The sequence below is a fragment of the Paenibacillus sp. CFBP13512 genome (assembly GCF_005233705.1).
GTDB classification, from domain to species: domain Bacteria; phylum Bacillota; class Bacilli; order Paenibacillales; family Paenibacillaceae; genus Saccharibacillus; species Saccharibacillus nuruki.
In genome coordinates, this window is the sequence record NZ_QGAD01000002.1 from 325,154 (window position 1) to 340,042 (window position 14,889).

Below are 14,889 nucleotides of genomic sequence, written 5' to 3' on the forward strand. Positions count from 1 at the left end.
TTTCTGTATTAACTGTATTACTATTATTAGTACAGTTAATACAGATTGTCAATTGTTTTTTATGGTGGATATTGGTAAAAACATAAAAGAAGCTGTTACTCCCCAAGTCTATCAAAGGAATAACAGCTTCTTTTGTATTTCGATACACTATATATTTTGTAGCATATAGACCATCTTAAATTCGTATCGTTAAACAATCATAAAGACTAAACCATCCTGCTGAGCAAAAGCTTTTTCAAAAAGTTCAAATACGGATTCCAGATGAGGAAGTAAGTAACCATCGACCAATTCTTCATAGGTCTCATCGCTTTGCATTGGAAAAGCAAGCATAATCATTGCTCGTTCATCCAATTGCTCGATGTCCATCTCAGGAATGTTTTTCCACTTTTCAAAATCGATGCGCTTCGTGAGATTGTCAGTCTGCTTCAATTCAGGAATCTGTTCGGCAATCTCAGCTACTTTCTCAGCAGATAAATAAAAAGAACCGTATTCAGTCGCCTGACTGTCTACCTTATACTGCTCCCCTACTGGAACTAACGGAATATCTGGAAACATATCTACAATCAGACTCCACGTCTTATCAATATCTAAGGCTGGCTCTTCTACACGCCCAGCCAAGATGTCTTCCAAATTACCATGTTCTTGATAATACACACCCGTAATACCCATATCCAACATCTCCTTTAACAAGCATTACCCGATTATAAGACTTACGATTGCAAAAACGCTTGATACCGATCCAATTGAGCTGCTAATTCTTCAAATAAAATAAAACGAGCCGCCCGATACACTTCTTTCCCTTCCATCATTAACAACAATACCGGCGAAGTAAAAATCATATACTCTCCTGCCAATTCAGGCACATCTTCCATATACACAAATGCACCTGCAATATGCTCATATCCTTCTAACAACGTAGTTACTTTCGGCTGAACAGCTTCACAAACACTGCAATTCTGCGTTTTGAGCATTAATAACGTTAATGGATGCTGACGAACAAAATCATCTACCTGCGCTTTCTCAAAAAGTCTTTCCATTTCTATCCCTTCTTTCCCACACTATTTATAGTATATATTTCTATCCTTCTACTCACTTCCACCATTATACCTAACCTCTACTGCATTACGGATGACACTTAAACAAAATTAGATCGTTATTGCAGAGTCTATAACTCCTTATATGTACTCAACGCACATCATTCCCAACCGAAAAAAGGCTGCCTTTCTGCTAAACTCCGCAGAAAAACAACCTTTACTTCACCCTTTTGAACACATATATACGTTATCTTTATCTCTCTAATTATCTCTATTCTCTCTCTATTATCCCTTACATACTATATTTCCTTCACAATCCCAACCTACTACCACACTATGTCTAATCTTTTAAAATCCTTGTTTTGTCACTCCCCCGCCTGAGCGAAGGGAAAGAAATCAATTCGAAAGGAGCGAAGCGTTCGCCTTGTAAGACTCGGATTTTGACTGCAACGCAGTCGTTCAAAAAATCCGATCTTACCAGCGACCGACCGAATGATTTCTTTCCCATAGCGGTCTCTCACAAAACCATTTTAAAAATCAAATTTAAAATCATCATCAGTCAAACGCTCAACGTTCATCGCACGCACATAACCATTACCTTTTTTCGAGAAAAAGTCATGTTGTTTCGTATGTGTACTGATACCGTTGAATACGATTGGATTCACTTCTTCTTCTGCAAATACAGGATCAAATCCCAAGTTCATAAATGCTTTATTTGCATTATAACGAAGGAAGACTTTAACATCTTCAGTCAGACCGATTGGATCATAAATCTCTTCGGTATACTTCTCTTCATTTGCGTGAAGGTATGTCAGTAGACCTTCTAAGATTTCATACACGTCTTTTTGCTCATCTTCTTCCAGATCATTGTAGATTTCTTGTGCAAGTACCCCTACATACACACCGTGAATACTTTCATCACGTAAAATCAAATCAATAATCTCACCACTACACGTCATTTTACCTTGTCCTGCTAAATAAAGCGGATAGAAGAACCCACTGTAGAACAAATAACTTTCTAGCAATACAGAAGCCGCCATTGCCAAAAATAGCTCTTTTGGCGAATTAATATTCAAATAGTACTGACGGATCGTTTCTGCTTTGGTTTGTAGACGTGGATTATCTTCAACCCATTGGAAAATCTTATCGATTTCTTCAGTGGAAGATAGTGTTGTGAAGATACTGCTGTATGATTTCGCATGAATCTGCTCCATCATCGCCATAAAGCCAAGTACCGCTTTACGTTGCATGCCTTCAACGTGCTCCAATACTTTAGGCATCCCTACGCCACCTTGAATCGTATCAAGTAACGTCAATCCTCCAAGCACTTTCATATAGGTGTCACGTTCAATATCGCTTAATTGAATCCATGACATTTTATCATCAGACAACGGAATCTCATCATCCGTCCAGAATTGCATAATATTTTGGTTCCAGAACATCATTGTGAAATCATCATCAGGACGGTTCCAGTTGACAGCTTTGATAGGTCCACTCATAAATCAAAATTCCTCCTTGGTAAACGTTTAAGGCATACAAAAAAGCCTAAAAAAACAGGCTTTCTTGTACAGTCCATTACAGTTATATTGCTATAGCATTAGATTAAAAAAAGATTACACCGAACAAGTAATACATTCTTCTACGCTAAGCAATTTGGTACGTGTATAGTAAAGTGATTTTAGACCTTTTTGAGCCGCATACAGGTAATAACGAGCCAATTGACGAGTCGTTACATCGCTACCTACATGAAGAACTGTTGAAATTCCTTGATCGACATGATTTTGAATTTCAGCAATCAGATCCAATACTTTAAATTGATTCATTTGGTAAGCTGATTTGTAGTAGAAATAGTTATCCTGTTGCATATATGGCATAGGATAGTAAGTCGTTGAGTTCGCATACGTACGTGTCTCAATTTGTTCTACAATCGGCATTACACTGGATGTTGCATTTTGGATATATGAAATACTTGCTGTTGGCGCGATTGCCAAACGGTAAGCATGATAAAGACCGTGTTTCATCACATCAGCTTTCAGGTTTTGCCAGTCTGCTGGTGTTGGGATATACATATCACCGAACAAGTCACTTGCGCGCGTCGTTGCTGGGCGATAATCGATTTCTAAATAACGATCAAAGTAGGTTCCTTTTGCATATTCGGATTTCTCAAAATCAGCAAAAGTCGTTTGACGCTCACGAGCAATCTCCATACTTTTCTCTAATGAATAGAAGTTCATCATCATAAAGAATGTACGTACAAAGTCTCTTGCTTCATCGCTCTCATAAGCAATTTTGTTCTTCGCAAGATATCCATGCAAGTTCATTACGCCTAGACCGACTGAATGCATTTCACGGTTTGCTTTAGCTACACCTGGTGCATTTGCGATATCTGTCATATCACTTACAGAAGTTAGACCCATAATACCTTCATGAACCGATTCACGAATTTTGCCAAGTTCCATCACGTTAACCATATTCAGTGAACCCAAGTTACAGCTAATATCACGACGAATGATATCGTCTTGACCATAATCAGTAATCTTAGAAGTTTCTTGCAATTGGAAAATTTCAGTACACAAGTTAGACATACGAATAGAACCGATATCTTTTAGTGCATGACCGTTATTCGCATTACTTTTGTTCATAATGTACGGATAGCCAGATTCCAACTGTACACTTGCGATTTTGGTTAACATATCACGAGCGCTCATAATGGCTTTCTTTTTGATACGATCATCTGCAAGCAATGTATCGTACATTTCATCGATATCTAGATCATCCAGATATTTACCATAGGCTTTGTATACACTGTAAGGAGCGAATACATGCAATAGTTCGTTATCTGCTGCTAATTTGTAGAAGCGATTCGGTACAACAAGACCGATTGACAATGTTTTGAGACGTGTACGCTCATCGGCATTGATTTTTTTGCTATCCAAGAATTCCATAACGTCCCAGCCAAAAATATTGTAATATGCTGCGCCAGAACCTTTACGTTGACCCATTTGATCTGCATAGGAGAAAGCATCTTCCATCAGTTTCAATACAGGCATAATTCCTTTAGCTGCACCTTCAACACCTTTGATCGGTTCACCACGTCCACGAAGTTTGGACAAGTTGACCGCTACACCGCCACCAATTTTGGATAATTGCATACAAGTGTTCAATACATGGTTGATCGAGTTCAGTGAATCATCCATTTCAAGTAAGAAACAAGATACCATCTCACCGCGACGACTTTTACCTGCATTCAGGAATGTAGGTGTTGCTGGTTGTAGACGTTGTTCCATCATCGACTTAGCAAGCGTCTTGGCATTCACTGCATCTCCGCGTCCCAAATGAAGAGCTACAACTGCAACACGATCTGCATAATGCTCTAAGTATTGACTACGGTCATTTGTTTTTACTGCGTAATCCGTATAGAACTTGGATGCCGCCATGTAAGATGGAAATTGGAAATCATAGCTATGTGTAATCGCATAGACTTCTTCCACATCTTGCGAAGTATAATTTTTGTACATATCTTCATAGTAGTCGTTATCAATCATATAACGTACTTTGGTTGCTGTATCCGGGAAGTTGATACTTTTACGAGCTACCTCTTCCATATATTCTACAACTGCTTCTTTATCTTTATCCAAACGGAAAAATCCACTCTCATCCCGTTGCATCAGTAAGTTGTTCAATTCAATATGCCGCAATTTTATCTACCTCCTGTTGAAATCGTTGTGCGTCTCCTGTTGTACCTGCTAATTCGAACTTGTACACCACCGGTACATTATAACGTTCAGAGATCAGATCAGCACTGCGAGCGAATTTGTCACCCCAATTACGATTGCCACTTGCTGCAACTCCAATCAAGCGATTGTGATTTCTCTCCAAAAAGTGAACTACCTTATCAGGAATCTGACCAAATCCAGTTGTGTACGTAACCAGTACAAAAGGTTCATTCAACGTCAGCGCCTCATCAATCTGTACAGCTTGTACAGCAGGTAATTTCAATTTGTTGATAAATCGTTTCACATTGCCTGTTTTGGAATCATAAGCAATTAGCATGGTGTGACATCTCCTTCTCGGTTCAATATGTAGTACCCTTCATCCGTTCAATCACTATATAAATACAGATAACAATGCTCTAATATCATCTCAGTGTTATCTGCTCTAGTGCGTATAATTAGCTATAACCTATATATTCTCTGCTCAAACATCGCAACCGCAATATATAGAAGACTTTATCAAAGATATACGCTATATATAGTGTTGTCAATAGGAACTGAAGGTCTACACCGCTGTCCAAACATGCCTTAAAAACGGTCTAATTTTTCAAAAATCCAAGTACAACGGGGACTTATTCGAACACGTATTTTACATACATCTCGATAATCATTTATAAAAAAATAATTTTCTTGACATACTAGATATAGTGCATTCTGTTTTTCTTTTTCCCGAACATTTCCAGATTATGCAATGAACATAAATTCACTTTAAAATGAACATAAATTCCGGTCTATTTAGACGCTCAAGTATAAAACTTTAGCTGTTCTTGAACAAAAAAGCAAATAAAAGTTTCTTTAAATTAAGAAAGTTTGGCATAGAAATACACATGAGGATTACACATGGTTTTTGTCTTGTATTTATTACCATATATTGAAATAATTAAAAGCGAAATTGCAATCGCATACAATTTGAATAGGAGGATATACGTATGAAGAAAATGGTTTACTTCTTGCTTTTATCTGTACTTGTTCTGACAAGCAATCTCTTCTCCCCTGCTTCATCATCTGTATCTGCGGCTGATTACACCCAAGGAGCCACCACTTCAGGTACAACAGCAACAATCTGGTTCTCTTCGAGTGTAAATACATCATGGGTAGATATCCATTACTCGGTGAACTCGGGTAATTTGCAAAATCTGCGTATGACGTATGATAGTGGATCTAAGCGGTATATTCAAAATGTATCCAATGTAGCTACCGGTCAAGTGATCAAATATTCATTTACGTACAATAATGGAACTTCTGCTTATGATACCCCTAGCTTTAGCTATACCGTCACATCCGGTTCAACTACACCCACTAATCCCGGAACAGGTTCTGATTCAATCTACAGTATACCTGCGGCTTCTATTCCTACAGCTACAGGCAATGGCGTACTATCGTTCAAAGTACTTAATGGTACCAAAGGTGCGTATGCAAATAATCAGATTTACTGGGGCATTCTCGGAATCAATCCTGCCACTAAACAATGGAGTTATCTCGATAATAGCGGTCAGCTCAAGCCTATCTCTACCGCACTCAACAATGCTACAGGGCATCTCACCAAAAATGGAGTCAATTACGCCAATATCTACAGTACGCTGGATCAGATCAATTGGGTGAATATGCCGAAGATCGATTCCGGTCGAATGTTTATCTGTGTAGGTTCACCTTGTTATATCAAAACATATGATGATGGATTTGCAGGCCCGGATATCAATAACCCTGCTGACCCTAACCGTAATATCTATTTTGATTTTGTAGAATTCACTGTTGATGGTACTGGATATCATGGAAATACGACACGTGTAGATGGTTTTGGTTTTCCTTTACAGCATCGCCTTGTGAATCGTGCAGGTAACTACGATCAGACGGTAGGCGAATTGGAATCAGAAACACGATCAGGTCTATTTAGTAAGTATCGCAGTGAAGTACCTTCAGCATTCCAATCTCTTGCCGACGTACAAGCGCCTTACCGGATCGTAGCACCCATTCATGGAGCATTCGGGGTAAATGGTACACAAGCGAATTATTTTGCTGGATACAGCAATTACAGCACGCAGGAGATCTTGTTATGTAATGGTAGACTTGCAGAGGATTCAGGTACATGTTCAGCGATCAATCGTCATGTCTATGACAATCAAGCGAACTGGAGTAATCCTGCTCAATATTACAAAGCTGCACCTGCTAATTACTATGCGAAGTTCTGGCATGATCATAGTATCAATCGCTTAGCGTACGGATTCGCTTATGATGATTACAATCAACAAGCTTCGTATCTCGAAGTCGGTGATCCTAAAGGATTGATTATTCGGGTCGGCTGGTAAAACGATATACGATAATCATATACAAAAAAGCCTGCTTCTACGGTCAAAGTCATTTTGACAGTGTAGAAGCAGGCTTTTTTCTGTTCAATCATGATGCCTTGTATATGTTACAAAAATGTATTCTTTAATTTAAGTAGTTATTCAAGCAGATCGATCCATGTTGACGTACATTGATGATATACGTAGATGTATTCAATGTTTTTTGAATAAGTGCTGTGTATTCGCTGACTAATTCTTTAGGTAAAATCGTCAAAATAACACCTGCAAATCCGCCACCATGTACACGACATGCGCCTGCTTGTTTTTGCTTCAAGAAGATCTCAGTAATCGCCAAAGCAATCGAAATACTTTGCTCACGGGTATGGGAATCTTGATATACGTTTTGGAGCCATTTCCATGATGAATTACCAGAACCAGTTATTAACTCTAGGAAATGATCCCATTCGTTGGCTTGTAGCGCTTTGACTTGCTCATCGACACGATCATTTTCTTCTAAGAAATGAAGTGCACGTAATACTGCACGATCTCCTGTCTGTTCGCGAAGACGTGCCAAATTGCTATACACTTCTTCCAGACTAATCTGACGACACACTTCATGACCTAATGCTTCCGCAACCGCCTTCATTTCTTCCGGTACAGCCGCATAATCAGCAGTTAGATCGGCATGGTTGCCTCCTGTGTTTACGATAACCATTTCATATCCTTGTGCATTGAAATCATAAGGAACGTGTTGAATCGCAGGTTCTTTGGGATTAATGAAATCGATTGCAATTAATCCACCGTGTGCGCAAGCCATTTGATCCAATAGTCCAGAAGGTTTATTCCAGAATTTATTTTCAGCATATTGTCCAATTCGAGCCATATTGACGATATCGACTTTGCTGTCATTGTAGAACGTATTTAAGATGCTTGTGATCAACATTTCGAACGAAGCAGAAGAGCTCAATCCAGAAGCTGCCAGTACATTTGTAGAGACATAAGCATTGAATCCGCCTACATGTAGTCCCCATTTCACAAAGCCCGCAACGATACCACGGATCAACGCGAGTGTACCGCCTTCGCCTTCAACAGGTTCTAATTCAGACGTATGGATTTTGTATACACCACTATAGCCTTCAGACACAATCGTAATATAAGGTTCATCTACAGGTACTGCTGCACTGATTGTATCTAGGTTGATACTGGTTGCAAGCACTTTACCGTAGTTATGGTCGGTATGATTACCACCAATTTCACTTCGACCTGGAGAACTGAATAATTGAATATTACCATCTCCAAATTGTTGGTGATAACTATTCATGAGTTGTTGGTAACGATCCAATTGGTGCTGTACTTGTTCTTGTCCGTACATAGCTACAAGTAATTGTTGCATCTTGTCTGTATTGTATTGTTGCAAGTTTTCTGTAACCGTTCTCAATTGCATGTTAAATATCCCCTTTAATATTAAAAATAGTTTCTCCCATGTTGCTTATATCTGTTCCTATATTGATTGTACTGAAATTTTGCGGAATTGTCAGGGTATTGTTGCAATCATTCTGCACTTTTTGGAATAGAATCGTTTTTGATTTCCATTTATAGAATCATCTTAACTTAATTTGTTAAATAATTAACTTGAATACGCAGCTGTCTTTCTAAAGCTAAGCCGTCATCATAACCGAATTCTTCTAATTTCAATCCATAGATTTGTCCATTTTGTACAGCAGGGAGTTGGCTCCAAATAGGATGTTGTTGCATCATCGATTCCATACCTTCCAACCAGTATGCCGGAGCAACAATAAACATATGATCTGCTGCATACTGTGGCAAAAGATGTTCTGCAATCAATTTAAACCCTCCTGCTTCCAATATATCATGACGAATAGGACAAGGTGGATTTAATTTGAGGGCTCGATACAAGTTATAACCCGCTCGTGTCGTTTCTCCCCAGATCGCAATCTGATGATCACCACACATCTCATACAAACCCACAGTCTGCTGAGTGACCTGTTCCAGTTCTAATTGTTGTCTAGCGACTTCGATCTGATATTGATACTGTATGACCCACTCTTCTGCTTGATGCTGACGATTAAGAATTTGCCCCACATACAACAATTCATCAATAGGACTGCGTACACCCCGTTCGATGATAAATAGCGGTGCAATCGATTTTAATTGTTCAAATAATTTGGGATGATCTAAGATACAATCAGCAATAATAATCAGATCCGGTTGCACATCGTCAACTGTACATTCAGGTAACTGTAGTTGCCATTCTGTTGGTAATTGATGAGCTCCTTTATCCAGATTCCATATCGGAACCGAAGATAATTCTTCTTCTAATAACTTGGAGTGTTGATTGATCTCAAACACAGTCGCAAGTGGAGTAATACCTAGTGCCAATAATGTACCTGCAAATGGAAAAGCAGCAATACGTTGTGTTCCTTTGCGTGCTCGAAAAGCTCCGGGAGTCATGCCGGTAAATGAACGGAATTTTTTACTTAAATAAATACCATCACTATATCCTATTTCTTCTGCAATATGATGTAAGGTATTGTCTGTGCATAACAAATGTTCTTTCGCTTTATTAATCCGCCAGATCGCAAGATAATCGGAAAAGGTATACCCTATTTCTTTTTTAAACACTTCGGAAAAGTAATGTGGATGCAGATTGGTCTGCGCTGCCACACTTTCACGTGTTAACATCTGCTCTGAAGCATAACGAATATAACTGGCGATCTGATGCATAGAACGGGTTACATATTTATCATTAGACCCATCCGATGAACAATCGATCCGTTGCAATAATTTGTGCAATAAGACATGAATCTGCTCTGTGTCTTGATCGACGTATAATAACATTTGTTGAATTAGCTCAAACGAATAGGCGGTATTACGACTCACGATCGTTCCATGCTTAGGCAAGCTTTGATAACATAACTGGTAGCTCATCTGATTCATGCAATCTTGTACTAGATTATAACGCTCACAAGTGATGATATGTAGACATCCTTCTTCACCATAAGAGAGCTGTAGCTCTGTGTCCGGGTGTACAAATAATAGCTCCCCTGCTTGCAAATACCATGCTTCAGGTTGATCCTGTATTTCTATAGTTGCATTAGACTGAGGTCTAACGGTTACGGTTCCTTTTTCTAAAGCCAAAATTAGAAGATGCTCTGAGCGTAAAGGAGTCATACAAGCAGCACGGTTATTCATAACAGAATGCGTAGGAGTAAGATGAAAAGAGTAGATCGATTTGCATAGATCTAATATCGGATGCATGGCTGGCTGAATCATGAACGAATGATCACGCTGGCTACTCTGGTAAATATCCATACTGCAAACCTCCTCTGTAAATGATACCTTTTATCATTTATCTGTTAGCATTATATAATGTGAGAGAACTGTTTGTATAATGTAGTCATAATATCTATGCTAAAAAGCCTGCTACTTTTTAGGGATTATCTAAATTCTAATCCATAAAAGCAACAGGCAGTTAACAATTATTTAACTATTTGGACTTTACTTTCTTTTTCCAGCGGTATAAAAGTTCGGTAAAGGTACGGTCGACCAGTCAATATCAGAACCAAAATAAAAATCAGTATATGTCGGTTGATTATACGTTGTATTCTGACGAGCCACTCCTGTACGATACTGTGTATTATGCAATAATGTATACAATTTGTGGTTGGTGACTTCTGTACTCAGATAGATACGAATCGCTGAACTATCGGTTGTACGTACCAACATTTCTTCACGCCAATCGCCAAAGATATCCGCTACCAGTGAAGGTGTGCCTTTTGTATCATTATTGGTTAGCGTGCCTGTTGCTGTAAGCACTGTTCCTTTGCGCCAATCTTGAATGGTAGGTGTCACTTCACGAGCACCATCAATAATCTGAGTAGTTAGATCAGCGCCCCATTTAATATTCATATTGGTTGCGGGGATCTTGGTACCGATCTGCTGACCATCGGCTGTACGCATATCTATTGACCATGCTTCAAGACCCGGGCGAGAAGGATCAATATCGCCAATCATGCCACGTCCTGTATCTTTACCACTATAGGCTCCAAAAATCACTTTGCCTGTTTGGGCATCACGCATACTATATCCATAAGGCGCATATGTTCCACCTTCATGCACCATATAGATTTCCATCCCCGGACGGTTCGGATCAATATCAGTGACATGCATCGCATCTCCATGTCCAAGCCTTGCTATCACTCCCGGTGTTGCGCTGTTAGCAGGCATCATATCCATTGAACTATAAAGTAAGCTACCATCATCATCTACTGTAGCAGAGCCGTATACAATCTCATCTTTGCCGTCTCCATCTACATCTGCCATCGTCAATGAATGAGCACCTTGTGTAGTCAGTGTACCCAATTCAGGATCGGTTCCATTAACACCATGAGGGCCATCGTTAAATGGATTGCTCATCGGCGTCCATCCACTATCTGCATTCCACACTTTTTGCAAATGACGTCCATCCCAATTGTAGGATACAAGCACAGAGCGTGTATAATATCCACGTGCAAATACAGCTGAAGGTGTTTTACCATTGAGATAAGCTACACCTGCTAGAAAGCGATCTACACGGTTGCCCGGTTCGATTCGTGACATCGCATAATCGCCCCACATCAATCCATCATCATGTCGATCGGGTTCATAAGCTATCGTTTCAAGTTCTTTCCCTGATTCGCCTTCAAAAACAGACAAGTATTCTGGTCCGTCCAAAATAAATCCTTCAAACGTCCGCAGATCATTCCGTGCACTACGTGAAGGAGCATACACATCCATAAAGTAGTCGGTCAACGCTTCTGCATCAACACGAGATAATGGATAATTGTATTTAGGCGCAATCCCAAAACATTCTTCAAGTGTCTGTGGCCAGTGACCGTTCTTCACTTCTTCTTGATCACGCCATCCCATAAACATATCCACCACATGATCATAGTAGCCACTACTGCTTAAGCGATAATCATCGGTATTCGCATACCCTGCTTTTTTATCGGCTTTGGGTAATGTAATGTATTTCTCAGAAGAGACTTTACCGCGTGAATTATAACGAATAATCTTAGTGCCTGGCGCTGTTTTGAACATCATTTCTGCTTTGCCATCTCCGTCAAAGTCATACACCATAAATTGTGTATAATGTGCGCCCGAACGAATATTCACCCCTAAATCAATACGATACAACAGTCGACCATCTAACTGATAAGCATCGATATACGTATTGCCTGTGTATCCTTTCTGCGAGACATCTTTGGCATTGGATGGGCTCCATTTCACAAAATATTCGTAAGCTCCATCTCCATCGACATCTCCTACGCTCATATCATTCGCAGCATACGTATAGGCTTCACCCGCAGGCGTCACCCCATCAGCCGGTTTTTGCAAAGGCAGATCATAATAGGTGTCGTTCCAGACTGTTGCAGGAGCACTTAATTTCTTTTTGTCAGGCTTGCGTAAATCTTTAAGATCGTAGTTAGTGCTATACGTAGTTAGATTGGATTCTTCTATGTCGGTCGTCTGTGTAGATGATTCGTTATAAGCAGATTCTGTCACTGTCGCTACTGAATGATCGGTACGAGGCTTTTTCGGTTTGATTGGGGCTACCGTGTATTTAGCAGTTGTTGTTCCCTGACGATCCAGATAATTCGTGCTATCTGTCACCACTGTTAGAAATGTACCATTGCGATACAAAGCAAAATCAGTGCCTGTGAGCCCTGTCTCTGAATAACCGTTGGCTTCATCTCCAAGTAAGCGCCAGCTTAGAAAAATACCTTCTGCTGTTTTGGCTGCCACCAATCCTCGATCCAGATATTCCAATTGAACACCTTTATTGGCTTTACTTTTAGAAGATGCAATAGACATATCTGTAGAATCAGCTGCGAATAATCCACTTGTTGGTAATATCAGTACGATGCCTAAAGCGGCAGCTACGATTTTAGTTGTTAACGAATATTGCTTGTCTTTCATACCCCTTCACCATCCTTATCATTTTGGTAACGCTTACAAATGTGAATAAGTGAATATTACTATGCAGGTTATGCCCTGCTTGAACCGTACGCTACACTCCTCCTTTTCTATAACATTCGCTCCATGATCTTGTTCTATTATTTATTACAGGTAGCTCTTTTATTATAAATTTGTGATGTTCTCAAAGGTGTACACAAATCAGAGACATCTGTTTAAATAACAGTGCCGTTGTATACGCTTATTTTTTTGTATAATCGGTTCTGTTGGTATGTTTTGTTGTACTGATCAGCTGTATATCTTCTTTAATGTTATATTAACTTACATATAATTTATAAATGTGCATAAATTAAAGTCTTTAAATTATATTTCTGCACAAATACATATAATATCTATCGTCAAAATAGAGATATAAGCGATATTATTACGTTAATTCATTGATTTGTTAACGTGGTATGTCAAACTATATTCAAAAAGGGGCGAATAGTATGGACAGCAAACCAAGTGGTGGTAAAATTTTATCTTTAGGATTACAGCATGTACTAGCTATGTACGCAGGCGCTATCTTGGTACCTTTGTTAGTTGGACGAGCATTGAATCTGACAGCAGAACAATTGTCTTATCTGGTCGCTATTGATCTATTAACATGCGGGATAGCTACCCTGTTACAAGCGTGGAAAAACAAATATCTAGGTATCGGACTGCCTGTGATGTTAGGAAGTTCTTTTGTAGCGATCACACCTATGATCGGGATCGGCAATCAGTATGGACTTAATGCGATCTATGGTGCGATTATTGCTGCTGGATTATTCGTCTTTTTATTCGCTGGCTTTTTCGGCAAAATTATTCGCTTATTCCCTCCGGTTGTGACTGGAACGGTTGTAACTGTGATTGGTCTTTCCTTAATTCCCACAGGTATTCGCAATATGGCGGGTGGAGCTAATAGCCCTGAATTCGGTAGCCTCACTAACTTTCTTCTTTCATTCGGCGTACTATTACTCATTTTAATCATCAATCGCTTTTTCACCGGATTTATGCGTTCGTTATCGGTATTGATAGGCATTGTTGCAGGTACCGTTGTTGCTTTTATGATGGGCAAAGTCAATTTTGCCAGTGTAGGCGAAGCTTCTTGGTTTCATTTACCACAATTCTTCATGTTCGGCACTCCGGAATTCAAGTTGGCTCCGATCTTGACGATGATTATTGTATGTATGGTTATCGTTGTCGAATCCACCGGTGTTTTCCTAGCTTTAGGTAAAGTATGTGATCAGAAATTAACCCCGCAAGATATGACTCGTGGTTATCGTACCGAAGGACTAGCGATTGTACTGGGAGGAATGTTCAATGCTTTTCCATACAACACTTTCGCTCAAAATGTAGGGCTTGTAGAATTATCCCGTGTTAAAACACGTAATGTGATCGTTGCTGCGGCAAGTATTCTTATTGTGCTTGGCTTGGTTCCCAAAATTGCTGCACTGGCTACTGTTATTCCTGCTGCGGTTCTAGGTGGAGCTACAGTCGTATTATTCGGAATGGTTGTCGCTTCAGGTATTCGAATGCTAACCGAAGTGAACTTCAAAGATCAACGCAATCTGCTAGTCGTCGCTTGCTCGATCTCGCTCGGAATTGGAGCAACTGTCGTACCGGAGTTGTTCGCAGGGCTTCCTTCAGCACTACGTATTATTGTAAGTGATGGTACGATCACAGGTAGTCTATCCGCTATTCTATTGAATCTATTTTTCCATTTACCTATGCGATTCAAACGTCCTTCCACCTTACCTGCCAAAGTCGAAACGATTGAGCAACATTAATACCGTATGA

General features: G+C 39.6%; 10 protein-coding genes. 2 read left to right on the top strand and 8 right to left on the bottom strand.

Annotated elements, in window-relative coordinates; translation table 11 throughout:
- Nucleotides 1-189 precede the first annotated feature (189 nt).
- The 5 genes from PaeCFBP13512_RS03740 to nrdI form a co-directional block, all read right to left on the bottom strand.
- Nucleotides 190-669, bottom strand: a complete 480-nt coding sequence (locus PaeCFBP13512_RS03740; RefSeq protein WP_069326735.1) for a hypothetical protein — start codon at nucleotides 667-669, stop codon at nucleotides 190-192.
- Nucleotides 670-710: 41 nt separating this feature from the next.
- Nucleotides 711-1,037, bottom strand: coding sequence for a thioredoxin family protein (locus PaeCFBP13512_RS03745; protein WP_137221231.1), 327 nt, complete (start codon nucleotides 1,035-1,037; stop codon nucleotides 711-713).
- Between the two features lie 527 nt (nucleotides 1,038-1,564).
- Nucleotides 1,565-2,533 (bottom strand): class 1b ribonucleoside-diphosphate reductase subunit beta, encoded by a 969-nt coding sequence (gene nrdF / locus PaeCFBP13512_RS03750; protein WP_069326737.1) that lies wholly within the window; start codon nucleotides 2,531-2,533, stop codon nucleotides 1,565-1,567.
- 114 nt (nucleotides 2,534-2,647) lie between these two features.
- A complete protein-coding gene (gene nrdE / locus PaeCFBP13512_RS03755; RefSeq protein WP_137221233.1) occupies nucleotides 2,648-4,732 on the bottom strand; it encodes a class 1b ribonucleoside-diphosphate reductase subunit alpha in 2,085 nt (694 codons plus the stop codon).
- Complete coding sequence (gene nrdI, locus PaeCFBP13512_RS03760) at nucleotides 4,719-5,087, bottom strand: class Ib ribonucleoside-diphosphate reductase assembly flavoprotein NrdI (protein WP_069326739.1); 369 nt, start codon at nucleotides 5,085-5,087, stop codon at nucleotides 4,719-4,721. The genes nrdE and nrdI overlap by 14 nt, the downstream gene beginning before the upstream one ends.
- Before the next feature lie 649 nt (nucleotides 5,088-5,736).
- Here nrdI and PaeCFBP13512_RS03765 point away from each other — a divergent pair.
- A complete protein-coding gene (locus PaeCFBP13512_RS03765) occupies nucleotides 5,737-7,113 on the top strand; it encodes a glycoside hydrolase family 64 protein (RefSeq protein ID WP_137221235.1) in 1,377 nt (458 codons plus the stop codon).
- 124 nt (nucleotides 7,114-7,237) lie between these two features.
- On the opposite strand, the gene PaeCFBP13512_RS03770 is transcribed toward PaeCFBP13512_RS03765, so the two are convergent.
- The 3 genes from PaeCFBP13512_RS03770 to PaeCFBP13512_RS03780 form a co-directional block, all read right to left on the bottom strand.
- Entirely contained in the window at nucleotides 7,238-8,536 is a 1,299-nt protein-coding gene (locus tag PaeCFBP13512_RS03770; RefSeq protein WP_137221237.1) for a galactokinase, read from the bottom strand.
- A gap of 167 nt (nucleotides 8,537-8,703) precedes the next feature.
- Nucleotides 8,704-10,425 carry a helix-turn-helix domain-containing protein gene (locus PaeCFBP13512_RS03775; protein ID WP_137221239.1) on the bottom strand — a complete coding sequence of 574 codons (1,722 nt, stop codon included), beginning with the start codon at nucleotides 10,423-10,425 and terminating at the stop codon, nucleotides 8,704-8,706.
- 186 nt (nucleotides 10,426-10,611) lie between these two features.
- Nucleotides 10,612-13,071, bottom strand: coding sequence for a rhamnogalacturonan lyase (locus PaeCFBP13512_RS03780; protein ID WP_137221241.1), 2,460 nt, complete (start codon nucleotides 13,069-13,071; stop codon nucleotides 10,612-10,614).
- Nucleotides 13,072-13,556: 485 nt separating this feature from the next.
- Here PaeCFBP13512_RS03780 and PaeCFBP13512_RS03785 point away from each other — a divergent pair, with 485 nt between their 5' ends.
- Nucleotides 13,557-14,879 carry a nucleobase:cation symporter-2 family protein gene (locus tag PaeCFBP13512_RS03785; RefSeq protein WP_137221243.1) on the top strand — a complete coding sequence of 441 codons (1,323 nt, stop codon included), beginning with the start codon at nucleotides 13,557-13,559 and terminating at the stop codon, nucleotides 14,877-14,879.
- Nucleotides 14,880-14,889: the final 10 nt, after the last annotated feature.

Coding starts and splice junctions, on each gene's coding strand:
- PaeCFBP13512_RS03740 (WP_069326735.1), bottom strand. CDS start 669: ATGGGTATTACGGGTGTGTATTATCAAGAACATGGTAATTTGGAAGAC.
- PaeCFBP13512_RS03745 (WP_137221231.1), bottom strand. CDS start 1,037: ATGGAAAGACTTTTTGAGAAAGCGCAGGTAGATGATTTTGTTCGTCAG.
- nrdF (WP_069326737.1), bottom strand. CDS start 2,533: ATGAGTGGACCTATCAAAGCTGTCAACTGGAACCGTCCTGATGATGAT.
- nrdI (WP_069326739.1), bottom strand. CDS start 5,087: ATGCTAATTGCTTATGATTCCAAAACAGGCAATGTGAAACGATTTATC.
- PaeCFBP13512_RS03765 (WP_137221235.1), top strand. CDS start 5,737: ATGAAGAAAATGGTTTACTTCTTGCTTTTATCTGTACTTGTTCTGACA.
- PaeCFBP13512_RS03770 (WP_137221237.1), bottom strand. CDS start 8,536: ATGCAATTGAGAACGGTTACAGAAAACTTGCAACAATACAATACAGAC.
- PaeCFBP13512_RS03775 (WP_137221239.1), bottom strand. CDS start 10,425: ATGGATATTTACCAGAGTAGCCAGCGTGATCATTCGTTCATGATTCAG.
- PaeCFBP13512_RS03780 (WP_137221241.1), bottom strand. CDS start 13,071: ATGAAAGACAAGCAATATTCGTTAACAACTAAAATCGTAGCTGCCGCT.
- PaeCFBP13512_RS03785 (WP_137221243.1), top strand. CDS start 13,557: ATGGACAGCAAACCAAGTGGTGGTAAAATTTTATCTTTAGGATTACAG.